18 protein-coding genes are annotated in these 24,358 nt (G+C 68.8%); 13 read left to right on the forward strand and 5 right to left on the reverse strand.

The window, feature by feature from the left end:
• Positions 1-247: 247 nt before the first annotated feature.
• From ACXJKD_RS17290 to ACXJKD_RS17345, 12 genes are all read left to right on the forward strand, one after another.
• Positions 248-1,042, forward strand: coding sequence for a hypothetical protein (locus ACXJKD_RS17290; RefSeq protein WP_457255940.1), 795 nt, complete (start codon positions 248-250; stop codon positions 1,040-1,042).
• A gap of 49 nt (positions 1,043-1,091) precedes the next feature.
• Positions 1,092-1,292, forward strand: coding sequence for a hypothetical protein (locus ACXJKD_RS17295; RefSeq protein ID WP_457255942.1), 201 nt, complete (start codon positions 1,092-1,094; stop codon positions 1,290-1,292).
• Positions 1,289-2,164, forward strand: a complete 876-nt coding sequence (locus ACXJKD_RS17300) for a hypothetical protein (protein ID WP_457255944.1) — start codon at positions 1,289-1,291, stop codon at positions 2,162-2,164. Before ACXJKD_RS17295 ends, ACXJKD_RS17300 begins: the two co-directional genes overlap by 4 nt.
• Entirely contained in the window at positions 2,161-2,454 is a 294-nt protein-coding gene (locus ACXJKD_RS17305) for a hypothetical protein (protein ID WP_457255945.1), read from the forward strand. Before ACXJKD_RS17300 ends, ACXJKD_RS17305 begins: the two co-directional genes overlap by 4 nt.
• Positions 2,454-3,368: a hypothetical protein gene (locus ACXJKD_RS17310; RefSeq protein ID WP_457255947.1), complete on the forward strand. Its 915-nt coding sequence runs from the start codon at positions 2,454-2,456 to the stop codon at positions 3,366-3,368. Before ACXJKD_RS17305 ends, ACXJKD_RS17310 begins: the two co-directional genes overlap by 1 nt.
• A gap of 5 nt (positions 3,369-3,373) precedes the next feature.
• Complete coding sequence (locus tag ACXJKD_RS17315) at positions 3,374-4,819, forward strand: hypothetical protein (RefSeq protein WP_457255948.1); 1,446 nt, start codon at positions 3,374-3,376, stop codon at positions 4,817-4,819.
• Between the two features lie 45 nt (positions 4,820-4,864).
• A complete protein-coding gene (locus ACXJKD_RS17320; protein WP_457255949.1) occupies positions 4,865-6,370 on the forward strand; it encodes an SCO6880 family protein in 1,506 nt (501 codons plus the stop codon).
• A gap of 213 nt (positions 6,371-6,583) precedes the next feature.
• Positions 6,584-7,903, forward strand: a complete 1,320-nt coding sequence (locus tag ACXJKD_RS17325; protein ID WP_457255951.1) for an ATP-binding protein — start codon at positions 6,584-6,586, stop codon at positions 7,901-7,903.
• A gap of 24 nt (positions 7,904-7,927) precedes the next feature.
• Entirely contained in the window at positions 7,928-9,496 is a 1,569-nt protein-coding gene (locus tag ACXJKD_RS17330; protein ID WP_457255953.1) for a peptidoglycan DD-metalloendopeptidase family protein, read from the forward strand.
• Between the two features lie 98 nt (positions 9,497-9,594).
• Positions 9,595-10,044 carry a hypothetical protein gene (locus ACXJKD_RS17335; RefSeq protein WP_457255954.1) on the forward strand — a complete coding sequence of 150 codons (450 nt, stop codon included), beginning with the start codon at positions 9,595-9,597 and terminating at the stop codon, positions 10,042-10,044.
• Between the two features lies 1 nt (position 10,045).
• Positions 10,046-11,533, forward strand: a complete 1,488-nt coding sequence (locus tag ACXJKD_RS17340; RefSeq protein WP_457255956.1) for a type IV secretory system conjugative DNA transfer family protein — start codon at positions 10,046-10,048, stop codon at positions 11,531-11,533.
• Between the two features lie 23 nt (positions 11,534-11,556).
• Positions 11,557-12,204, forward strand: a complete 648-nt coding sequence (locus ACXJKD_RS17345) for a hypothetical protein (protein ID WP_457255957.1) — start codon at positions 11,557-11,559, stop codon at positions 12,202-12,204.
• Between the two features lie 173 nt (positions 12,205-12,377).
• Here ACXJKD_RS17345 and ACXJKD_RS17350 read toward each other — a convergent pair whose 3' ends face one another.
• A complete protein-coding gene (locus ACXJKD_RS17350) occupies positions 12,378-12,713 on the reverse strand; it encodes a histone-like nucleoid-structuring protein Lsr2 (protein WP_091787533.1) in 336 nt (111 codons plus the stop codon).
• Positions 12,714-13,031: 318 nt separating this feature from the next.
• A complete protein-coding gene (locus tag ACXJKD_RS17355; RefSeq protein WP_457256407.1) occupies positions 13,032-13,790 on the reverse strand; it encodes a trypsin-like peptidase domain-containing protein in 759 nt (252 codons plus the stop codon).
• A gap of 1,868 nt (positions 13,791-15,658) precedes the next feature.
• Between ACXJKD_RS17355 and ACXJKD_RS17360 the strand changes: the two genes are divergently transcribed.
• A complete protein-coding gene (locus ACXJKD_RS17360; protein ID WP_457255958.1) occupies positions 15,659-16,540 on the forward strand; it encodes a hypothetical protein in 882 nt (293 codons plus the stop codon).
• Positions 16,541-16,627: 87 nt separating this feature from the next.
• On the opposite strand, the gene ACXJKD_RS17365 is transcribed toward ACXJKD_RS17360, so the two are convergent.
• The 3 genes from ACXJKD_RS17365 to mobF form a co-directional block, all read right to left on the reverse strand.
• The gene (locus tag ACXJKD_RS17365) at positions 16,628-17,338 is read right to left on the reverse strand and encodes a toll/interleukin-1 receptor domain-containing protein (protein ID WP_457255960.1); all 711 of its coding nucleotides are present in this window, start codon (positions 17,336-17,338) and stop codon (positions 16,628-16,630) included.
• A 95-nt stretch (positions 17,339-17,433) separates the two neighbouring features.
• Positions 17,434-18,282, reverse strand: a complete 849-nt coding sequence (locus tag ACXJKD_RS17370; RefSeq protein ID WP_457255962.1) for a hypothetical protein — start codon at positions 18,280-18,282, stop codon at positions 17,434-17,436.
• Positions 18,283-18,398: 116 nt separating this feature from the next.
• Complete coding sequence (gene mobF, locus ACXJKD_RS17375; RefSeq protein ID WP_457255964.1) at positions 18,399-24,242, reverse strand: MobF family relaxase; 5,844 nt, start codon at positions 24,240-24,242, stop codon at positions 18,399-18,401.
• Positions 24,243-24,358: the final 116 nt, after the last annotated feature.

The raw sequence follows: 24,358 nt of genomic DNA on the forward strand, positions 1-24,358 counted from the left end.
GCTCTCGGGTGTGCCCTTCGCGAGCGACATTGCTGCACCCTCATTTGGCCGCCGCCAAGGGAGCGCAAGGCCTGTCGCACGAGAACGTCGGCGACTTGGGGTACAACGCATCGTTGCAGGTCACGCGGGGTCGTACCCCCCCATCGCGACACACGTACCCCCTCCTGATTGCCGAAGGACGGGGACGAGTCCGGGGACGCCTGACCGAGACCTTCCTGCCGTGTCCAAACGGCGGAAGGAATTCGAGATGAGTGTCGCAACACACCTGGGCCTGGCCGACCCCGACAGCGAGGTCCTGGCCGTGGCCCGGCAGCGCTGGTCGCGATGGCAGCTCTCCCATGAGGAGCTGCTCGTCGTCGACGAGCTGGCGGACCTCCCAGGCTGGCTGCGGGCCGCCGACTGGGCTGAAGCAGACCGTGTCCTGCTGGCCTTGGCCCAACTGTCGGCGCGGGACGGCGGCGACGACGTCGCCGCGACCGCAGCGCTGGCCTGGGTGCTCCTGCCCGGTGCCAGCCTGCTGGCGTTCCGTCTCGGGCGGCTCAGCCGTCGGATCGACGAGGTCCTTGCCGCCCAGCTGTGGGTCGAGGCCCGGACCTTCCCGTGGCAGCGCGGCCACAAGGTTGCCGCCAACATCCTGATGAACACGCGCAAGGGCGTGATGCGCGACCTCGGGATCGGCGAAGTGGGCGACCGCACCATCCCGTTCCCGCCCTCCGCGCAGTTGTGGACCGAGGCCGCCCACTGCGCCCACCCGGCCGGCCCCACGGCCGAACAGGAGCTGCTGGACATCCTCGAGCTCGCAATGAGCAAGGGTGCCCTGTCCGAGGACGACGGTGAGCTTCTGCTGGGCCTGGCCCACGCCGCGGACCGGGCCAGCCCCGCCCGCTCGGGTCGCGGCCATGCCGGCCTGATGGCGCCGGCAGCCTCCGAAGCCGTGGCCGCAGACCGCGGCGTCTCCGCCCGGACCATCCGCCGGCGCGCAGCCGGGTCGGTCTGCGCGCTGCGGACCGTGTGCAGCACCGACCAGCGGGCCTCGGCGTGAGTGGCCACCACCACGTCGCGGGCCGGCTTTGGGTCAGGAGGTGATGACCTTGACCGAGCAGACTGAAGTCAAAGGCCTGATCGCCGTGGCCACCAGCGACGGCGAGGCCCGTGCCGACCTGGGGGGATGCGTGGACCGGCTGCACCAGGGGCAGGCGGCGCGCGCCGCGCTGGCCCGACTGGACGCCCCCAGGCTGCGCGCCGTGCTCGACGCCACAGGGTCGGCGCTGGGGCAGGGGAGTGCCCAGTGACCTCCCTGACCACCCACCCGGCACCCCCGCGACCCGCAGTGAGCGTTGAGGAGCTCAAGCGCGCGTGGCAAGCCGTTCAGGTCGGCGACTTCCGCCGTCACGCGGACGCCAGCCCCCGACCGGCCGCACCGAGCAGCCATGAAACCGGCGGGCAACCGTGGGAACCCCACGAGGCCGTGCTCCCCGTCATCGGGTGCGCCGGATCGGTCGGCGCAACCACCCTGGCGTTGAGTCTCGCCACCGCGGCCGCAGCGGCCGCAGCTGCCACGGTGGGAAGCGCCCGCGTCGTGGAGTGCTGCACGGTGACGGCCTCCGGCCTGGCACCAGCCTCCACAGCAGAGCTGGGCCAGCACCCCACAGGTTGGCTCCATGGCACTCGAGGCGAGGTCCTCCTCGAGCGCAGCACGGACATGTACGTCAGCCCCGACGAAGTGCCGACACCCACCGACGCGGCACCGGCGGTCGGCCTGACCGTTCTGGACGTCGGATGGGAGCTGGGACAGGTGCTGGCCAGCCCGAGCTGGCTGTCCGACCGGGTGCTCCAAGCCGATCACGTGGTGGCCGTCACCACGGCCACCATCCCCGGTCTGAGGCGGCTGGAGGGGGCGCTGGCGCTGCTGGAGGGAACACCGGTCATCGGCGCCGTCCTCGGTCCACCGCGGCGCAAGTGGCCCCGGAGCCTGCAGCACGGCCTGGGCGCCTTGTCCCGGCAGCTCGACCAGCGCGGGGCCATCCACCTGATCCCGCTGGACCGCGGCCTCGCTGTGCGGGGCCTGGACTCGCAAGCCCTGCCCACACGGCTGCTCACCGCAGCGGACCATCTGCTCCGCGCCAGCGTCGCTGGAGCCACCCCGAAGGGACACCCGTCATGAGGACGCTCACCCGCGAGCTCGCCACCCTCGCGCAGGTCTGCCCCGTCGCCCCGCCTGGCGCGCAGCGCTACGCCGACCAGCTGATGGGCTACGTCCTGTGGGGCACGATCATCCTGTTCGTGCTCGGCGTCGTCGTGGGCATCGGCGCGATCGTCGCGGGCCGCATCTTCGGCATGCCGCACGCGTCCAAGGCCGGGATCGTCGGTGTGGTCGTCGTGTTCCTGGCGGTGATCGGCTACTTGGTGCTGCCGGGGATCGTGCGCGCGATGACCGGCAGTGGGTGTGTCTGATGAGCCGCGCCGGCCAGGACGGCGCCAGCGGCGGGTGGGGACGATCTCGCCTGCTGGCCACCCTCGCGGCCGGGGTGGCTGCGGCGACGTTGTTCGTGGCCGGCCTCGTCCTGGCGCTCTACTACGGCCTGCGGAGCGCAGAGGCGGCCTCGGCGCCCCATTCGGCGGCATGGTCGGCGTCGCCGAAGCCGGTGGCCTCCGGGAGCGGCCCGGCGTACCGCGACCGGGTGGCCGCGGCGCCGATGCTTAAGGTGGCTCCGGACGACGCTCGGCGGGGCGTCCCCGCCGCGGTCGCCGGCCCGGTCATCGACGTGCCGCCGGCCACCGGCGTGGGACCGGCGCAGGTGCCGACCGGCTTTCCTCGCACACCTGGCGGAGCGGTCGGCCAGTTGGGCGCCGTCGAGACGACCGTGCTGCAGGGGATGTCCATTCCCCAGGCGAACCAGGTCTACGAACAGTGGGCGCTACCCGGCGGGGCAGGCGTGGCCGACTGGGCAATGACCAAGAACGTCCAGAGCTTTCTCGCCAGCGCGGGGCAGGGGCAGAGCAAGGACCCCACGATCGCGGTGACCGCGACCCCCGCGGCCGGGCAGGTCAAAGGCACGGACGGGCGCGACTGGGTGCTGGCCTGTGTCCTGCTGGACGTGCGGGCCACCATCACCGTGCAGGCCCGCATCGGCTACGGCTACTGCGAACGCATGCAATGGCACGCCACGCCGACGGGGACGGCCGGGGACGGCGGGCGCTGGATGATCGCGCCCGGCGCTCCCGCTGCGGCCGCACCCTGCACGTGGCCGGGAACCGACATCGCCTTCAAGGCTGGGTGGCGGACCTGGGTTCTCAATGACCTGGCCAGCAGCGACGAGACCGGCGCGGCCGACACCCCGACCAGCAACCCGACCAGCACCGAGTAGACGCCATGGACTTCCTCAACCCCTTCACCTATCTCGGTTCAGCCGCCGGCAAGGTCGTCGCCGACGGGTGGACCGCGGCAATGCTCGGCCTGTGGAACGCCGGGCTCTGGCTGCTGAAGCTGGTCCTGACCATCGTCGACGCTTTCACCGTCCCCGACCTGAGTGAGGGCGGCCCCGGCGCGCAGGTGTACCAGATGACCTTCTGGATCGCCGGAGCCCTCATGCTCCTGCTGGCCATGGTCCAGCTGGGTCTGACCGCCGCGCGGCGGGACGGCAAGTCCATGGCGCGGGTCCTGATCGGGACGGGCCAGTTCGTGATGGTGTGGGCCGGCTGGATCGCCTTGGCGGTGCTGGTCGTCGCCGCCTGCGGAGGGCTCACCCGCGCCCTGATGTCCACGCTGCTGCACATCGACACGTGGGCCGAGTTCGACCCGCTCGGCACCCAGATCTCGACGCAGGACATCAGCGACGGGACCGTGGCCACCGTCCTGGGCTTCATGGGGATCTTCATGGTGTTCGCCGCGATCGGGCACCTGCTGGTCATGCTTACCCGTGCCGGCGCCCTGATGGTGCTGGCCGCGACCACCCCCATCGCCGCGTCGGGCCTGGTCAGTGACGCCGGGCAGAGCTGGTTCTGGAAGAGTCTGCGCTGGTTCATCGCCGCCGCGTTCACCCCCGTGGTGATGGTGCTGGTGCTGGGCATCGGGGTGCAGATGACCTCCGGGGTCGCCACCGGAATGAGCGACAATTTGCAGAAGGCCATCGGGACTGCCGTGCCCGGCGTGGTCCTGATCTGCATCGGCTGCTTCAGCCCCCTCGCCCTGTTCAAGCTCCTGGCGTTCGTCGACCCCGGCACCAGCTCCGGGTCCGCGCTGCGGGCCGGTCTGGCCGCCCAAGGCGGCCTCAGCGGTGTCCTCGCCGGCCAGGGTCAGGCCCAGGGCGGGTCCTCGGCCGCGTCGACGACCGACGCAAACGGCCGCTCCCAGGGCGAGAGCTCCGGGCAGGACTCCACCAGCGCGCGCTTCAGTTCCGGTGCGCGTGGGCTGATGCGCCAGGTCGGAGGCGGGCTCGGGCAAGCCGCCGGCGCAGGCATGGCAGCCATGGAGAGCATCGGACCGCGCGGGGCGGCCGTGGCCGCCGACGTGACCAACCAGATGGGTGTCGGCCACAACAACTACGTCCCGGACTTCAGCAACACCAAGCAGCGGTCGAGCCACAGGAGCGGCGGCACGCAGGCAGACGACGACAACCCCGAGATCAACGGCGCCGGCCCCCACACCACGCCGGGCCCCGGCATCACAGCCCCCGCAGCACCTGGGGGCGGGGCGCCGCCCGCGCCACCACACATCCCGGGCGCAGTGGCCGGTCCGGGTGGTGGTGCCGGTGGCGCGGGCGCCGCGGGGGGCGAGGCCGCGGGTGCCGCAGCGGCCGTACCAATCGTCCCCGTCTGATCACCCCAAACCGAAACCCTTGTTCGAAAAGCAGAGGAAGCTCTCGTGGCGGTCATCTACAGCGACTACAGCCGGGCCCGGATCGGGTGGTTCTTCGGGCTGTCCGGATGGCAACTGGCAGTAGTGGCCGGCTCGACGATGCCCGTGTTTTGGTCCGTCCAGGCCGGCGCGTGGATCTCGGCGGTGCTGTTCCTGGCACTGTGGGCCACGATCACCGTGGTCACCGTGACCCCCGTCCGGGGCCGGTCCACCTTCGGCTGGGTGGCCGCCTGTCTGGCCTTCGCCATCGGCGGACTTGTGGGGTGGACTCGCTTTCGTTCCAAGGCAACCCGGGGCCAGGTGGACGCCCTGCAGAAGGCCGACCTGCCCGGAGCGCTGCACGCCGTGCAGATCCACGACGGACCACCGCACGGGGCCTCGTTCTCCCGGGTGGCGATCATCCAGAACCACGCCACCCGAACGTGGGCGGTGACCGCGGCCGTCGTCCACCCGGGGATCGGGCTGCGCGAGATCGAGGAGCGGCAGCGGCAGGGTCGGGGCCTGAGCGAGCTGCTGGACATGGCCTCCCAGACCGGGCTGGTCGAGGAGATCCTGCTCCTGGTGCGCACCGTCCCCGAGGACGGCGCCGAACGGGACCAATGGCTGGCACGCCACCGCCGGCCCGGCGGTTCCCCGGGGGCCCGCCAGGTCAACGACGAGCTGCAGCAGACCCTCACGCGGGCCAGCGTGCGCACCGAGTCCTTCGTGACGGTCGTCATCCCCGAGGGACGGCTGGGCAAGGCGGCCAAGGAGTCCGGGCGCGGCCTCGAAGGACGCGCCCGCGTCATCTACGGCGTGCTGGGCGAGATCGAGGCCCAGCTGCGCGGCGGGCTGGGCATGACCAGCGTCACGTGGCTGACCAGCCCCGAGCTCGCGCTGGCCTCCCGGACCGGGTTCGCCCCAGGGGATCGGGCCGGGATCATTGACGCCCTCGGCGCCCGCCACGCCGACCCGGGCGTGAACGCCGACGTCCCGTGGGCGATGGCCGGACCGTCAGGAGCGGACCCGGTGGCCCGGCACTACAGCCACGACGCGTGGAACAGCGTCAGCTCCACCCTCAAGCTCCCGGTGAAGGGTGCCGCGATGGGTGCGTTGCTTCCGGTGCTGACCCCCACCGAGCCGGGGGAGCGTCGCTCCTTCCTGGTGGCCTACCCGATCCTGAGCCAGTCGGCGGCCGGCCGGCAGAGCGCCACCAGCGAGTGGGCCGCCGACATCGGCGAGGAGCTGCGCGCCAAGGCGAAGGTGAAGCAGAACGCCAAGGCCAGGGACGAGGCCGAGAAGGTGCGCCGGCTGGACACCAAGCTCGCGCGCGGCAACTCCCTGATCCGCCCATACGCCGTCTGCACGGTCACCGTCCCCAAGACCGTGAGGGCGTCGGAGTTCGGACGGCGGCTCGATGCGTCCGTGCGCCGAGCCGGGTTCGCGCCGCTGCGCCTGGACTTGGCCCAGGACGTCGCATTCGCCGCGTCGACCGTCCCGCTAGGGGTCAGCCTCACCCGGAAGGCGGACTGAACGATGAGCAGACCACCCCGCACGCCGCGCCGCCAGGAAGCGGGGCGCACCGTCTCGCGGCTGCTTGCCGACTTCGGCCACGATCTGCCCTGCGTGCCGCCCGTGCAGCAGGACGCTAGGGAGGCGCGGCTGTTCCGGCACGCGTCACGCCGCGGGCCGCGCCGGCCCGGCAGTGGTTGGGCGCCGGCATCGGCACCTGTCTCGAGCTGGCGTATGACCTCGGACCAGGCGCCGGTGCTCTGGCCGTTCATCTCAACCCCCGGGCTCCCACCGACCGGCGCCCAGATGGGCATCGACATGCTCTCCGGCGGTGCGTTCTACGCCGACCCCCACGGGTGGGTCCTGGACGACGATGTCCCGGTCACCAACCCCAATATCTTCAGCTTCGGTAAGCCTGGCCGCGGCAAGTCGGCAACCACGAAGGCGTTCTGCCTGAGGATGACCGACTTCGGCTACCGCATCCTGGTGCTCGGCGACCCCAAGGATGAGTACGAGGGGCTGTGCCGGTTCTTCGGGGTCGAACCCTTCGCGATCGGGCACGGCCTACCCACCCGCATCAACCCCTTGGCCTTCGGGCCCCTGCTCCAGGGCTGGGACGAGTTGGATGCCGCGCAGGCGCAAGGCCGCGCTGCGGTCGTCTTCGGGCGCTGGCTCACCCTGGTCCGCGGCCTCGTCGGGAGCCAGCGGATCGGGGAGCAGCGGGTCCCGTTCGGACCCACCGACGAGGTCGTCGTCAAGGCGGCACTGCAAACCCTCACCGGGTACACCCACGGCCAGTCCCACCTGACCGAGACCACCATCCCTGCGCTGTGGCATCTGCTTCATAACCCCACCGGTGACCTGATCGCAACCTGCCGGTACGCCGACGAGCGGCACTTCCTCGACGACACCAGGCTCCTGCGCGACGCCCTGGGCCAGCTCGTCAATGGCGCCCTGGCCGGCCTGTTTGACGACCACACCACCATCGACGTCGACTGGTCCGCCCCGATCCAGTCCCTGAGCCTGTCCCGCCTCGAGCCCCTGGGGGATGAGGCGATCGGGATCGCCCTGACCTGCCTCAACTCCTGGGGTCGAGGCATGCGAGAGATGGCAGCACCGGGGGACCTGCGGGTGGTCGTGCGCGACGAGTCGTGGAAGCAGCTGCGGCTCGGCCCGGAGGCGGTCAAGTCCTTCGACGCCGACTTGCGACTGTCCCGACGTGACGGGGACGTCCAGTTCGCCGTCGCGCACAAGCCCTCCGACCTGCTCTCAGCCGGTGACACCGGCTCTCAGGCCGTCGCCATCGCCAAGGACCTGCTGCACCTGGCCGACGTGAAGATCCTGCACGGCCAGGATCTGGGGGTGGCCCGCGAGCTGGAGAACATGCTCGGACTGGGCCCGATGGCGCGCGACTTGGTGACCGGGTGGGCCATGCAGGGCAAGGGCAGGGCTCTGTGGTGTGTGGGGGAGCAGCACTACAAGGTGCAGACCGTGCTGCACCCGGTCGAACGCGAGCTCACGTTCACCAACCAGGCCATCGCCGGCGCCGCCTGACCACGGCGGACCGGAGCCGACCTCATGAAGAAGATCGCGCTGGTCCTCATCCCGGCCTTGCTGCTGGTGGCGGGGCTGCCGGTGGCCGTTGCCCTGGTCGTGATGACGGTGAGCGCCCCGGCGGCCGCGCAGGAGCTGCGCACGATCGCCTGCGGAGGCGTCACACCGGTCGCCGGCACCTGGCGGCCCCCGTTCGCGCAGGGCTACACCGTGGGCCAGCGCGGCTTCGGCCGCGAGTTCCACCCGATCTACCGCCAGTGGCGCCCGCACACGGGGCAGGACCTGGTGTCGCAACCGGGACCCGGACCGGTGGTGGCGATCGGGGCCGGGCGAATCACCTTCGCCGGCGCCGTGGGAGGGTATGGCAACGTCGTCGATGTCGCGCATGTCGACGACGCAACAGGGGCGGCGGTGGTCAGCCGCTACGCCCATCTCGCCTCCGTGAGCGTGAGCACCGGCGCGACCGTCGTCGGCGGCCAGCAGCTGGGGGTCGAGGGCTCAACCGGCACCAGCACCGGCAACCACCTGCACTTCGAGATCCGCCTCGGCGGGACGCCGACCGACCCCGTGCCGTGGATGGTGGCCCACGGCGCACCACTCAACGGCCAAGCCGTGGCCAGCTGGACACCACCACCTGGAGAGGCTGTCCAAGAAGGTGGGGTCGGCTTCCCTTTGCCCCCACCGGGCACACCTCGGCAGGCGTCGCTGCGCACCCCGGCGCAACCGATCCCCGCCCAGGTCAAGGCGGTCTACCTCGAGGCCGCGGCCCGGTACAAGATCCCGTGGACGCTGCTCGCCGGGATCGGCATGGAGGAGGCCGCCCACGGCCGCAACGCCGGCACCAGCTCGGCCGGTGCGCGAGGCCTGATGCAGTTCATGCCCGCCACCTGGTCCACGATGGGGGTCGACGGCGACGGCGACGGCCGCGCGGACATCAGCAACGACGCCGACAGCGCCATGTCGGCCGCGAATTACCTCACCCAGTCCGGCGTCACCAACGGCCCGGCGGGAGTGCGGGCGGCCATCTTCGCCTACAACCACGCCGACTGGTACGTCAACGACGTCCTGTACTACGCCGCGACATACGGCAGCGGCACCGTGCTGGGAAGCACCACCGAGTGCGGGCCAGGACAAGGGAACCCTGACCTGCCACCGCTGACCAGCGACCGACTGCGAGTCGTCCTCACCTGGGCCACCAGCCACGTCGGGGACCGGTATGTCATGGGCGCCCACGGACCCCACGCGTGGGACTGCTCCTCGTTCACCCAGACCGCCTACGCCCAGATCGGCATCAGCGCGCCCAGAACAGCCCAAGCTCAACGCGACTGGCTCTCCGCCGGGAACGGCTTCCGGGTCGACCCCCAAAAGGCCAGGCCGGGCGATCTGATCTTCTACGACTCCTACCTCGGACCCAACACCATCGGGCACGTCGCCATGGTCTTCGACCCCAGCAAGCAGTCCACCGTGGAGGCGATGGACAGCCGACACGGGGTCACCTACGGCAGCTACGCCGGCAAGGCGACCACCAAGCACATCTTTCAGATCTGGCGGGTCGGCAATGTCTCCGACCAGCCGACCCGGGCGGCCGCGTGAGCGCGAACGTCCCCGTGGGCGGGCGTCGCGGCGGCATAGCGCAGGCCTGACCACCCAGCACCACTACTTGGCATTGGGGAGGCAGGAAGGGAGAGCCCATGCAGCGAGCACGTCGAACCAACCCCTACCCGTTAACTTGGGAGATCCCCGTGGTGGCCGTCGTCGCCACGGTCCTCCTGCTGGTCCTCGGGGTCCATGCCGGGCGAGCGTGCGCCAACCTCGTCGCCGGAGGAGGCCTCACCCTGCCTTCACGGGAGACGCTGTTCACCAGCGTGCCTGGAGTGCTCGGTGGCGACCCCGGCGCAGGCCTGGGCGGCGGCGCCGCCCACCTGGCCGGGCCGGTGGCAGTCAGGATGTGGATCGGCATCGTCGAGACGCTGATCCTCGCCCTGATCACTTGGGCCGGGAAGGTCAGTTTCGACCGGTGGGGGCCCGGACGGATCCAAGGTATGGCCACTCGGGAGGAAGCCGGGCGGCTGCTCGGCCGGAGCCGGCTGCGCAAGGTCGGGTCCGTCGTCCGGCCGGATCTGTATGGGAAGGGACGCTGAGGTGGCGTTCCGGGGCGACCACCGGCGGGGACCGTTCCGACCCGAACAGGTCGGCTGGCGCCTGGGCAAGGGGCAGCAGCCGCGCGGCGGGCAGCTGTGGGTGCCGTGGGACCGCACCGCCGGGGTGATCGGGCCGCAGGGCAGCGGCAAAACACTCGACCTGCTGATCCCTGCTCTGCTGCGGGCGCCCGGAGCCGCCCTGGTGACGCTCACCAAGGTCGACGACCTTCTGCTGAGCTTCACCTCCAGGCATGCGCCACGAGCGGGGGAGGATGAGCAGCGCCCGTGCGTGGTGCTCGACCCGTTCGGTCTAGCGATCGGTCTCCCGGAACTGGTGTGGGACCCGATCGACGGCTGTGTCGACCCCATGGTCGCCGAGCGGCGAGCCAAGGCCTTCACCGCGGGCACCGTGAAGGGCGCCGTGGCCGGCGGGCACGGCGACGACGCGGCCCGGTTCTACGCCGCAGAGGCGGCCAAGGTCATCCAGGCGTACTTTCACGCCGCGGCGCTGACCGGCCGGGACCTGGAGGACGTGCTCCGGTGGGTGGCCAACCCGCTCAGCGCCACCGACCCCAACGAGATCCTGCGCGAGCACCCGCACGCTGCCCCGTTCTGGCACGGGCTGCTCCACGGGGCGCTGCACGGGGATGACCGGACCGCGGGTAACACGGTCACCACGGTGCAGCAGGCGCTGAGCCTGTTCTTCCAAGAGCCGATCCGGCGTCGGTGCGTCCCCGGGCCGGGGCGCGCCGCAACCGACATCGCCGAGGTGATCCGCCGGGGCGGCACCATCTACCTGCTCGGCCGGGAGGACCCGTACGCCAGCGCGTCACCGCTGATGACCGCCGTGGCGGAGCATGTCCTGGACACTGCACTGGTCGAGGCACAGACGTCGCGGTGGGGTCGGCTGTGCCCGCCCATGCTGGCCTGTCTGGACGAGCTGCCCTCCACCGCGCCGCTGCCGACGCTGCGCACCCGGATGGCCAACGAGCGGGCCCTGGGCATCTCGTTCATTTGGGCCGCGCAGACCCGGCCGCAGCTGTCCGCCATCTTCGGGGACCAGGAGGCCCGCACCCTGCTCGGCCTGACGAACAACCTGATCCTGTTCGGCGGCTCCAAGGACGTCGCGTTCAACCAGGAGATCTCCGATCTGCTGGGTCCGGTGCGGATCTCGCGGACCAGCTGGCAGACCGGCCAGATGGGGGGCCGGACCACCACCGCCGAAGACATCCCCATCCTCACCGCCGCCGAGGTCCGGCAACTCAAGGAACGCCACGCCCTGGTCGTGTCAGAGAACGGCAAACCAATGATCGCCCGGCTCACCCGATGCATCGACGGACGAGCCGGGCGCACCCTGCTTGCGCAGCAGGAGCAGGCGAGGACCCTCCTCGGGCAGAGCCGGCACGCCGCCACCGTGTCGGTCGACGTCCGCCGCACCGCCGCACTCGTCGAGGCCCGCCGACGAGGCCTAACCAACCACAGCAGCTGAGCACGGAGATAAGCATGAAGCCGATGAGCAGCCCGGACCCGACATCCGGCCCCATGGTGGCCACGTTCCCGCACCCGGGACGCCAGCTCGAGCAGGCATACCGGGAGCTCGACCTCGCACTCAACGGGACCGACGAGCAGCGCAAAGCGTTGGGCAGCCTCAGAACGCTGCCACGGCCCTGGGACCCGGACAGCCTCACCCGTCCGCAGCTGCGCCGCGAGCTGTGGGACTGGCTCGAGGCCTTCACGATCTGGCTCAACAGCGAGTACGTATGGGACGTCGCCGGTGTCGTCCCATATTGCTGGCCGCAACACCCGCACCTGGTGCGTGAACTAGCCGTCCTGGCCGACCAACGTCGACGAGCCGCGCTGGCCCTCGGCAGCGACGCCCTCGAGGAGTGGCACCGCTACGCCCTCCCAGCGTTCACCGACCGGACGCGTCAGCGGGTCAAGGACCACTGCGAAGACGGACACCAGCAGTGGCCAGCCAAAGGCCGCCACTCGCGGCACCTGGGCGAAGCCGCCACGACCCAACGCGTGCACGCATTCGACCGGGACGTCGCCGCTCGCCAAAGCCGGCCTGCGGCGAGCGAGGACAGCGCCGGCCCACGGCTTCGGGTCGTCGACGGCCAGACCATCGACACCGGCACTGGCGAGATCGTCGACTTTTAGCAGCAACCTGCTCGGGCTCTGGAAATGGAGAGGACCGCTGCGGCCCTTTCCCCACCGGATTCGCAACTGGCCATCAGATGGGGAACGTCCGGGTCACTCAAAGATCGGTGGGCGGATTATGGCGGCGTTATGCCGATGCTCTGCCCCGCCCATCAGCCTCTTTGCCTCACGGGCTACTGAGCCGTGTCGTACGCCTTCAGAACATCCGCACTGATCCGGCCACGGTCGCTCACCTGATGACCATTGTTCTTCGCCCAATCCCGCACCGCCGCAAGATCAGTACGTGACTTTGCTCGAGAGGACGAGCGAACTGCCTTGCCACGACGGCTGCCGCGGCCTTGCTCAGTCGCCTTAGCGATGTAGGGCTTAAGCACCTTCTCCAGGGCGGCGCGGTTCTTCGCACTGAGGTCGATCACCCAGCTCCTGCCATCAAGGCTGAACGAGACCTCTTTCGCGTTGGTCGAACCGTCGAGGTCATCGGTGATGGTTACCGTCGTCTGCTTGGCCATGAGGAGAATGATTGCGCCTATAGCCTGAGATTGCTAATCAACCACGATGACTGCTGCCTTGTCCGGCATTTCGTAGCGGCTTCGAGACGTCACCAACGCGTCCGCTCCAAGTAGGACCAATTACCGCGATCCGTGCCCACGATGCCATTTCACTCGTCGAAGACCCTCCTCGCCCGGACCGAGCTGTAAGGCGGCGGTGTGACGCGGCCCCGAGCTAGGCCCGCTGACCGCCAGCTCACCGCCGGTCGGCCCGTTCTAGTCCGGTGAACGAGGAACGTGGGCTCGGAGCCGGTGAGCGGTTCGAGTTCACCCGGGGTTTCAGGCGGTACCCGGGGTGGCGGCAGACAGAATCTCGCGGATCACTTGGGTCTTCCAAACGAACCCGAGGTCAGACTGCTCGTTGATGCGGCCGGAGTACACCCCAAGGAGCTTCGTAACCGGCCCGCTGTACATGGCGGATCCACCATCACGCATCGGCACGAGCCCCGCTGCCGAATGGAACAGAACCGGTGATCCTGACTGGCCAGGCCGGGTTCGGCTATCGATGAGGAAGCACGGAAGTCCACCAAAGTCGACCTCTGGTTCCGTTGCGATTGCCCCTCTGGTCCACACGCCAAAAGAGCCGCCACCAGTGATCCCAAATGGAAACCCGACGATACTGACGTCTTGGGAAGCCACTACGGCGACGTCTTGGCTTTCGTCCCATGGGTCGTACTCGTACGTAGTCACGCCTGCTCGATTCGTCAGCCGGAGGGCGACGACGTCCACGGCCTTGCCATGCACAGGATGCTCAAGCCAGAGGGGTTCTTCACTTGTCGAGACGAGTGGCTCCTTCACGGCAATCCAGGTTCCGAGCTGCGCACCGTTATGCACGATAGTGACAGCATCTGGTGTCACCCCTCGGGAACTCAGCAGGCTGTCGTTGTCGCTCCGGCGACCGCTGAGGTTGTGGCGGTTGGTGATCAGGTATGGCGTGCCGGATGCGAGGACAACAAACCCAGTGCCGGTCGCCAGTTCGTTGTCGTTCCACGACATCTGTATGAGGACTGAAGCTACCGAGGGACGCTGAATGGTCATCACGGCTACGACCTTATGATTCGGTTCATCCATGGACCAATGACTGCTTGATGCGCGCATGTCTCGCGGCGATATGACGCGCCGTCTAGAGGCGCTACAACGTACAGGAGGGCGACAACACGCGACTCCCTCGTAGCGTCTTCGCTTCGAACGCCCAAGGCTCTCCCTCGAAGGCAAATCCAGTATCGGTGGCGCAAAGACCGGGCAATTCAACGTCCCGTAGCGTGCGTTAAAGCATCGATTGTGTTCTGGATGAGCTCTTTCGTTGTCAGGGTCTCTACAAACCAGTACAGGCCGGCCTCGGACCCAACCCCTGGCCCACCTCCCAGGATTCGGTTAGGCACTTCCCCAGCGCGGGGCACGGGCAACGACAGACCCTCTGGCGCTGGATATTTGAGTTCTGATCGCCGGTAGGAGGTGGCGGTTAACCACATGCCCGACGCGTTCTGGAGCGGCCCCAATCGGGCGTTATCCCGCATAGACCCAGAGGCATTTGGCCAATGAGGCTCGCCGTATGACACGACAAGATCGATGTCAGCCGCGTCGTTGGGCCCCAAAGCCTTTGACATCGCGGCCCCGGATTGATGCGGTAGCAGCGGGGTAGTCACGCCAGTCAGCGCTGCCTCACGGAAGCGAGCACGCTGCAGGTGCCATGTCCATCGGATGCGAGCCACCAGGTATGCCCGATCTGCGACTTTTATGCCATCGAGTGCTTGCCCCCTTCGCGGGATGGCGTGCGCAACCAGGTCTCCACGCGCTCTCATGGCCTCGGCGCTCTTGCGATCAACCTTGATGTGAAAGCGGTGGCCAGGCTGCTCATCGTTGGGGCCATGCGCAGACAAGTGCAGAGCGTCATGGCTCGCAAGTGGCTCAAGGTAAAAGTCAGTGTTCTTTGCTGTTATCCGCCAGACATTGCCCAAAGACGACGTTCCACCATCGGTCAATGCAACTAGGATTTCTTGCTTCGCCACGGCCAAGAGTATGTCAGGGGCGATCGCTCATGGGCCGGCGGCGAAGTGGGGCGTTGCTGTCCAAGGCTAAGACCATCAGGTCGAGTGAGCCGACTGGAACGTTGGGTTAGGGCCTGCCGTCGTAGCAGGGATGTGCTTCGAGGTCTTAACCATGGCTCGCGCACCGGGAAATCGCGGCGTCGCCCACTCCTGGCCGTCGGCATCCCCACTAGAAGGCAATCAGCGCTAATGTCACGATTCGTGAAGCTCGAGCGATCGCTTGCGCACGGCTACTTCCCGTCAGAGATGCCTCCGTCATACTCAACGAGAACTTTCGCCGTTGTCGCCGCAGGGCTCACGCCCTTGACGGGCCGGCCTTGGACCAGCCCCGTGCGGTTTAGTCTCGCGCGCACTGGTGGCCTGCGGCGGGCGACCGAGCTACCGAACCCCCTCGCTCAGCTGAAACTTGCCGGCTTGTGCTGCAACAACTGGCGCGAACTCCAGCGACATACTGCACGAAGTCCAATCTCGTTGAGTAGGCCTGTGGTGGGCAGGCAAGGGTCGCTTAGATACAAGACGACCTTTGCCAAAAGGCCCCAGATCGCAGCATCTAGGATGCCAGGCGGATCCGGCACCCTCCGGACAGACGTCAGTCAGTTTTATCCATCGGTCTACACACACGCCGTTGACTGGGCGATACGCGGCAAGGCGACCGCCAAGAGGCACCTGCGGACGCGACATCTGGGCGCCCTTCTGGACGAGGCACTTAGAGAGTCTCGATCTGGACAAACGGTCGGCCTATCGATCGGGCCCGAGACGTCATGGCTCGCATCTGAGGTCCTTCTGGCTCGCGTAGACGAAGCCATGTGTAAGGATTTTCCTCAAATCGCGAAGCGGGGCTTTAGGTTCGTGGACGACATGACTTTCTACTCGTCGTCTGCTGGGGAAGCCTACGAAGTCCTCGCGAGGTATGAAAAGTTGCTTGCCGACTTTGAACTGATACTCAACCCTACGAAGGTTCGCGTGCTCGACGGCTTGGAGCCCCCCGAGGCGCCATGGGTGACCCCGCTGCGACAAGTCCGCTATCGAGATGACAACGACGCGCATCTCGTCAACGACTTGGTAGATCTATTCAGTTTGGCGATGGATGCTGCTGTCCGACATCCGACCGAGGCTGTGCTCAGCTATGCGATCAAGCGCTGCGATCCCTTCCCAGGGGGGACTGAGAGTTGGCCCATCTACCGAGATTTGACGTTGGCTTCAATCTCGCGCGACGCAAGTACTCTGCGCCACGTTCACCCGATTTTGGTCTTTGCGAAGTCACGTGGACTTGACGTCGGAAACGATCGACTCGTGGAGGTACTCAACGAAGCGTGTGAGTCACACGCCGCGTTGGACCATGGGTTCGAGGTTGCATGGATACTCACGATTCTGCGCGACCTAGGGCTTCCTCTCGAGACATCAACGGCGCAGCGTGTCGCCACCATGGACGACAACTGTTCCCTTGTTTTGCTCATGGACATGCTCCAGTCGAGTGCAGGTCTTCGTTCCGTAGTGGACATGACGGGTGCACTACGGAGAGCCGAGGCACCGGAAGCCCTGTCGAGTGCCGATTGGTTGCTGGCCTACGAGTTTCGAGTGGCGAGATGGTGCGCACCGAAGAAGTGGGACAGCATCCCTCAGTGGAAGGAACTGAACACCGCGAAGGTTCGCTTCCTGGTCCCGCATTCACAGGCGATTCAAGGCGGTCGGCTCCGTCGGCGACGGCCTGCCTTTATGCCGAGCTGGTCATACCCCTAGGAACGGCGCCCCAACTGGGCGAGCTGACGTGGCGGTTAGACGCGCCTCAAGCAGGTCCATATCGCAATCGACCTGTTGCGTCTTTCCCTAGGCGGCGGGGAGCGCGGCGGCAGCGGCGGCAACCTTCGCCGCAATGAGGTCGAGCGACGACTCCTTCGTGCTTAGGCCAGCGTGCGAGGCGAGCATGGGGCTGACGTTGTTGAGGTCGTCGAAACTGACTCCGTGCAGTACGGGGATGACGCGACGAGTCGAGAGCAATACGGCGAGTTCCTTTTCCGCCACGCCCTCGCCCTCGATGCTCTTGAGCAGCGCTGGCGTGACAAGCACTATCCCTACGCGGGAGTTCCGTAGTCCCTTGTCAATCTCGCGGATCATGAGCGAACCAAGGGGAAGGTCTTCTTCGCTGAACCACACGGACGCGCCATTCGCCTTTAGGTGGCCGTGCAACTCTTTCGCGCTACCTTCTCGGTCGTCCCAGGCGTGGCACAAAAAGAGGTCGCGACGTTCGGGGTGCGCCTGAGCCTGCTCACTGGCCTTCTCCGTGAAGGGCTTGACGGTGCGCCATTCGGTCGGGGTGTACGACACCGACCGGCCGGTCCTAGTCCGACGCGAGCCTCCGCCACTACCGCCGGACGAACTGCTGTAACTCGATCCACCCCTGCCGCCGTACGACGACCCGCCGCTGTACGGGTACGACGAGTAAGACGAGCGGCCGTACCCCCTACCACCGCACGCAGGGCAATTTGCGCGCCCACTTGCGGTCCGGTGACCTCTATTCGGTGCTGTGCATTGCGCCATATGGGGATCGTAAACGAGCCGTCTGACGCTACGACGCACCACCGAGCTCTGATGTTGGTCGCCGACCCCCCAACGCTGGGGCTCGTTGGCTCGCGTTACTCGTCGAGGCGGCGCAGCATGTTCGCGAGCAAGATCACGGCGTCGGCGGCTATCCCGACCTCGGTTCGAGTAGGCGTTCCCCGGTGCTTCATAGCCTGAGCAGCCTCGATCGTCGTCTTGGCGAGTCGTCGCAGCTCTTCGTTCCCCTTGCCAGGCAACTTGGCACCGACGTATGAGCCGAGCCGCTTCTTAGTGTCGGAGACTTTCGGCTCTTCCTCTCCAGGGGCGCCGTGGACGGCGTGCACATAGACCTTCCGGCTCAAGGCTTCGGTCACACGAACCGCGACGAGGCCGACGGCTGCGCAGTCCTGAGGCGTCGTGGCCCGGCTGAACTGACGGCGGAGCTCGTTTATCTCGGCGTCCACATCCGGCCAACCAAGAGTGCGGTGGGGGGAGATCGCCTCGACCAACGTGGCGTCAAGCACTTGGTCCTGTGCTGCGATTAAGCGAGCGTAGGTCTCGTCGAATAGACCGCCGAGCAAATCGCGACGTGCCTGCCACGAGCCGTATCCGTCGTTCCGGTTCCACCAAGCACGCCAACTCGTGTGATCGCGAAAAGGCAGTTTGAATTCGTACCCCGCACGATCCGCGACGCGGCTCAGGACCCGTATCGCGAGGCGCATGTCCTGGTCGCTTAGCGACTCGCCCCCTCCGGTTCCCGAGGCTGTGAGGTCGTCTCGGACGAGATCCATCAAGGCGAGTGCGACGTCGAGGTCGGGCTCGACCCGGTCTGCTGCTTCGAGGAGCCTCGTCAACCTGTCGCGGTCGAGCTCCTCCGGATCGACCGGCTCCGACCAGTCACCGCCCGATCCGCTCGTGAAGAAGTCGCTGCTCATGATCGCCACGATCGGAGCCTAGAGCTTGCATCATCCGTGGGTTCGAACGACGGTCTTAGTGGGCGCTGTGGGGCGCATCGCAGGACAGCAGGAGCAGCCCGGCAACCGCGACTGCGCTGGCCTTGTCAACGGAGCTGGGTCTGCTGCGGACGCGGAGAGGGTTTGCCGGGCGTGCGGCGCTCTTGCGCTCGCGCGGCCCTGGAAGGTTGGTCCGCGATTGGGCTCCGTGGGGCTGCCGCGATGTCGAGTGGTAGGGCGGCGACAAGTCGGTATCGCAGGTCCTGGGCGGGCAGGTCCGATAGCGGTTCGTTCTCGACGAGCCGTCGCACGGTGGCCGCCACGTTGTGGCCGTCCTGGTGGGCCAGCTGCATCATGGCGGCAAGGGCCGGCCAGTCTGCCTCGGAGGCAAGTCGAGGATCGATTTCGGATGCCAGCGCAGCCCAGCGGTCGACGGCGATCGCCGGGATAGCAGCCGTGAGCCGAGCCTTGACGTCGGAGACCTCGTCGAGTCGGGCCTGCGCCGCGGCGCGCGGGTCGCGGTTCCACGCTTGGAGGCTGGCTCCTAGGCGGGCTCGGGCTTGGGCTTGGGAGAACCGCAGTCGCGCGGCGACTGTGTCGATGAGGGCAGTCCAGTGCTCTGCAGGCCTGGCCGCGAGGACCTGCACGGCGTCTTGCAGGGCAGCCGCGCCGGTCAGGTTGGTGAGCCGCTCGTCGAGCAGCAGCTCGCCGAGTGGCCGCGCAGTGGCCAGTGCTCGCTCAAGGGCGGGAGCGCCATCCCGGTTGAGCACGTCGGCCGGGTCCAGCCCGTCGGGGAAGGTGGCGGCCGTCGGGTCCAGTCCGTGCTGGGTGAGCAGCCAGTAGTCCCGTTCGGCGGCGACCCGTCCGGGCAGGTCCGCGTCGGTGGCGACGATGAGCGGGCGGCACAGGCCAGCGATCTGGCTGGCCTGCTCGTCGGTGAGAGACGTACCCAGTGGGGCGATCCCCACATGGCTCCCGCCGGTGGCGATGGTGACGGCCCACGCATCCAAAGGACCTTCGACGAGGACAAGTGTCGCGTTGGCGGGGTTCAGCTCGGGCACAAGGCCGAACACCTGCGCGCCCTTGTGGAACAGGGGGGTGTCGGCGGTGTTGAGGTACTTGGGTCCAGCCTTGTCGTCGTCGCCCAGGTCGGGGTCTCGCCGGGCCACAAATGCGAGCACCTGGCTCTCGTGCACGATCGGCATGACGGCGCGGTCGCGGAACCGGTCGATAAGCCGACCCGTGCGTGCGGGGGTGGCGACGCCGGCCTCGGTCATCTCCTCATCGGTGACACCGAGGCGGCGAAGGTGCCTGACCAGATTGGTCCACCCGGCGGGGGCGCAGCCCGGTCGCAGGCCCGGCGTGCGCGCGGGATCCTGTCCAAGTCGTTGGGCCAGATACCCCTGCGCCCAGCTGCCTTCGTAATGGTCGCAGTAGAAGTCGAGCGCCAGCTGGTTCACCTCGAGCATCCGCGCCGGAGGCACGGGCGCGAAGTCGAGCTCCGCGGCACGGGCAACCTGCAGCTCGACCTCGGCGTCGCTCGGTCGCAGCGGGCCCATGACCGATCGCTCGAGGGCTGCCAGCTGCAGCTGCGCGTCGACGGTGAGCTCCGTCTGGTCAAGCAGAGCCTGGTCCTCGAGCGCGCCATCGAGGAGCTCCAGCGGCGGGGGTGCCGTGCGCGCGGGTTCGGGGTCGGCGTCGAACGAGGCTGGCGCCGCCTCCCATACCTCGGGTGCCATCGGGTGCGGCGCATTCGCGCCCGGGTCGATGTCCCACATGTCTGGCGGGGCCTGGTCGTCGGGGTGGGAAAGGTCGAGTTCTTCGGCCGAGGGGGGCGGGTCGGTCAGCACGGACAGGCGCCAGACCATGGCCTGGGCGGGGTCGACGTCGCTGTCGGCGACGACCGCCACGTCCATCAGGTCCTTCAGGGGCCAGCCGCGCTGCAGGGCGTGGTCGACGGTGCTGACCAGCGCCGGCCACCAGCTGCCGGCCTGCAGCTGCTCGACACTGGCCGGCCCGATCTTGGTGGCCAGATCGGGTGCCCAGTCGGAGCTGAGGGTGTGCCCTCGGTCGATCTCTTGAGCCACGGCTGGGGCCACCTGCCGGCTCAGCCGCCACCAGAGTGCGGCGGCGGCGTGGTCGTCGGGCATCGGGCCCTGGTGCAGGGCACTGGCCAGGAGCTGTCGTGTGGGCAGGCCGGCGCGGGACATGGCGGCCAGTCGTTCGGCCAGCAGCGGGGCGAAGTCGTCGCGGGAGGCTGCCGGTGCGGTCCGGCGGAGAAGGTCGCCCCACTCCTGCAGGGCTGGGGTGCGGTCGCCTGCCACTGCGGTGTTCAGCCGCTGCTGCCACCGGGACGGCGCCTTCTGCAGCTGGGGTGCGCCGGTGGGTCGGCGGTCTTCGTCGTTCACTTGCATGGCGGCGCGCCACACGGTGACGTCGCCGAGGGTTGCCGGGTTCGGGCGGGCTGCCCCTTGCTGTGCCCATGCCGGAGTCGGGGCCGACTGGGCGCCGGCCCTGACGTGCGCGACGAGGTCGCTGACCAGTTCGGCGCGCTGGCGCAGGTAGGGGCCCCACTGCGGGTGCTGGGCCAGGCGTGAGGGGATGGCGGGGATCCACGGCAGGGGGCCAGGTCCGGCGTTGCGTAGACCGGTGTCATCCAGGCGCCAGTCCAGCACGGCGGCGCGGTCTGCAGCGCTGTCCAGCTCGCGACCGGCAGCAGCCGCAGCCAGGGCCTGTGCCGGGTCGGGTCCGGTGGCGGCGAGCAGGATGAGGTGGGCGCGCAGCGTGGGCCACGCGGCCTCGGCGGTCAGGCCAGGGGCGACGGTCTCCGCGGCCCGCTCGAGGCCCTGAAGGACGTCCCGGTCGAGCAGCTCCTCGGCGGCGACGTACAGCGCGTCGGTGTACCTGGTGACGGCCCTCCCGAGCTGCACCGAGGGGTCCGCGGCTTGCCTAGCCATGGTGGTTGCGGACAGGGGGGAGTCGTCCCGGGCCAGGACGCGCTCGAGCAGATCGGTCGCGGTGGGAGGGGCGACGCTGTCCGGGCGGATGGCGTTGTGCGGATCCCCGTCGCTGACGACCTCCAGGTACACATGGTTGGCCAGGCGGCCGCGGGTCAGCATCGTGTACAGCTGCTGCCGGGATTCCTGCCCGGTGGCCAGGCCATGCACGGTGTCGACGGACACGCCTTGGGCGGTATGAACGGTGGTGGCGTAGCCCAGTTCGGTCGACGCGGTCACATAGTCGGCAGGGAGCTCGATCACCCGGCCACTGCGGGTGTGCTGGACGGTCAGTGATCCGGCACCGGTGGGGGAGTCGACGTCGAGAACGGTCCACCTGTCGCCGTTCTTGACCCAGTCGGACGCGCTCACCCGCAGGCGCCGGTCGTTGGCGCGGGTGATGACCAGGTCTCCGGCGGAGGCTTGGTTGCCGTCGGCCATCGGCACGCTTCGGGCCGTTGGTTCGGGAGCGCTGGCCTGTACGAGCCGGTGGACCCGGGCGCGCCTGTTCAGGTCCGAGACCAGGTCGCGGGTGGGTGCCAGCATGATCGCGTCGAGTCCGGCGGCGCGGTCGGTTTCCCACGCGTCGAAGACGCCCTCGGTCATGGTGGCCAGGTCCCCGACGTGGACGCGGTGGTTGTCGAGGTAGAACCCGAGAGCGTCAACCAGGCCTTCGCGCAGCGCCAGTGAGGCGGCTCCCTCTGCCGGGTCGGCGAACCGCATGAGCTCGGTGAGCCGCAGCGCACCGTGGGTGGCATCGAGGTCGCGCAGCACCCCGCCGGCGCCGATCGCGGCGAGCTGTTGGTCGTCGCCGATGAGGCGGACGCTGGCTCCCCGTGCGGTGATCCAGTCGACGGCTGCGTCGAGGGAGAGGGTGTCGGCCATGCCTGCCTCGTCGATGACCACCAGCGTGTCGGGTCCGATCTGGGTGGCCCACTCGGGCAGGTCACCGTTGGCGAGGTGGTGGGTGAGCTTGGCGAGGGTGTCGGTCTCAACGGCCCCGTCCGTGGCGACCTGGTCGCGCAGGGCCGCGGCCGCGGCGGCCGACGGGGCGAGGCCGATGAGGGTCCCGCCGCCGTTCTCCCACGCCCTGGCCAGCGCCCGCATCGCTGTGGTCTTGCCTGCCCCGGCGGGGGCGATCGCCAGCTGCAGCCGGGCTCCGGAGGTGGCCATGCCGCGCACGAGGGCGACCTGTCCGGCGTTGAGGGTGACCCCGTTGGCTGCGGTCTCCAGCAGCGCAAGGTCGACTGCCTCGATGCTGACCGTCCGGCCATCCGTGTGTGCCGCCGCGGCGACCAGGCGTTGCTCGGCGGCGAGCACCCGGGCGGAGGTGTAGTGCTCGGCGCCGTGCACGGTGTACACGCTTTCGTCGTCGCGCCGACGCAGCAGTGCAGGCTCGGCGACCCCGTCGTCATCGGGGGAGAGGCGCACGGAGTGCTGGCTGAGTGCCTGGTCGACTAGGAGATCCACCACCCGGTCGACGTCACTGACCGCCAAGTCGGCGGACCGGGCTTGGCGCAGGGCTTCGGCCCGGACGTGCCACGCCTGCCACGTGCTGCGGCGGGCTTCAAGGGTGGTCACGATCCGCTCGGCGGTGTCCGTTATCCACGCAGCGTCGACCCGGGTCGACGCTGCGGTCGGCGGCGCCGTCGCCGCCCGCACCATGGAGGCGACAGCGGCCTCGTCGCCGAGGACCTCAACGGCCTGCTGGCGCCACGACCGCCGCTGCTCGGCGAGGCTGCGCGGTTCGTGCTTCGCCTCGCGGGTCTCCAACGTCGCCTGCTGCGCCAGCTGGATCGACTCGACCTCGGTGGGCGGGCGCCCGTGGGCGCTCTGGAACTGCTGGGCGAGCACGGCCCGGCGCGCCTGGATGCTGGCCCGTCGGGCCGACCAGCGCTCGTTCAGCCGCGGGTCGACCCCGACGACCTCACGCACCGGACGTTTGCGGGCATCGGGGTTGGGCCGCTCCTCGAAACGCAGGCCGAGTGCGGCGCGTAGGTGCTTCTCCAGGGAGGTGTTGTACTGCTCGGATGCCGACACGTTGGCCTTGAACAGCACCCGGCCGTCGATGCTGAGCCACCGGCCGGCGCCTCCTGGTTCGAGGGTCTGTACCTTGTTCGCCACCGCAACGTGGGTGTGCAGATCCGGGTCGCCGGCGCGGGAGTCACGGTGCGTGAAGGCGGTTGCCACCAGGCCCTGGACGTTGACCTGGCGGACCCCGTTGGTTCCCAACCTGGTGTAGAGGGCGTGCCCTTCCAGAAACGACAGCGCGTCCTTCACCGCCGCCTGATGTGCCCGCTCGATGCGTGCCGCCGTGGCCGGATCGGCGATGGCCCACAGGGCGCTGACGCTCTTGACGGGGGAGAAGGTCAGGTCGTACCCGGCGACCGCCGTGGTGCGGGGGCGGGAGTTCTTGGCAATGGTGGCGGCGACCTCCCGCGCCTCGTCGGGGTCCCGACCGTGCTCCCTGCGGAAGAACTCGACCGCGACCTCGGTGCGGATTCGAGCCCTCTCCTCGACCGAGACGGCCACCTCGCGGGCGGCGCTGCCGTTTACTCCTCGGCTGATGTTCAGCTCGGCGATGCGCTGCGCGACCTCGAGCCGGAACGCGGACACATCGCGCGCGTACACCTTGTACGGAACCCCCAGCCGGGTGGCGGCCTGGTAGTCCCGATCCGTCAGTTCGGGGCCCTGCAGCCGGTCGCGGCGCTGCTGGGCGAGCGGGTGGTGACCGGAACCGAACAGGGCCTGCATCTGCTCGGCGGTGACCACGTCGCCGGCCGACAGGCCGGCGATGCCGGCGATGCCGGAGCCGATCCACTGGCCCGGCGCTTCGCCCTTGGCGGCGTAGTAGCTGGCCAGGCCGGTGTGCCCCTTCTCGGTCACGTCCTGAGCGGCCACCTGGCGAGTCAGGTAGTCATACCCGCTGCCGGCCGTCAGCTTGTGGATCGACATGGTCACACCTGTCGGAAGCCCTGCGCGCCGGCGCTGGTGGACTGTGGTTGTGCGTTCAACGACCGGGAATGCATGAGGTGTGTGGGACATGGCGGTGGGCGGTTTTGCCTGGGGTA

The organism is Pedococcus sp. P5_B7 (assembly GCF_054049895.1).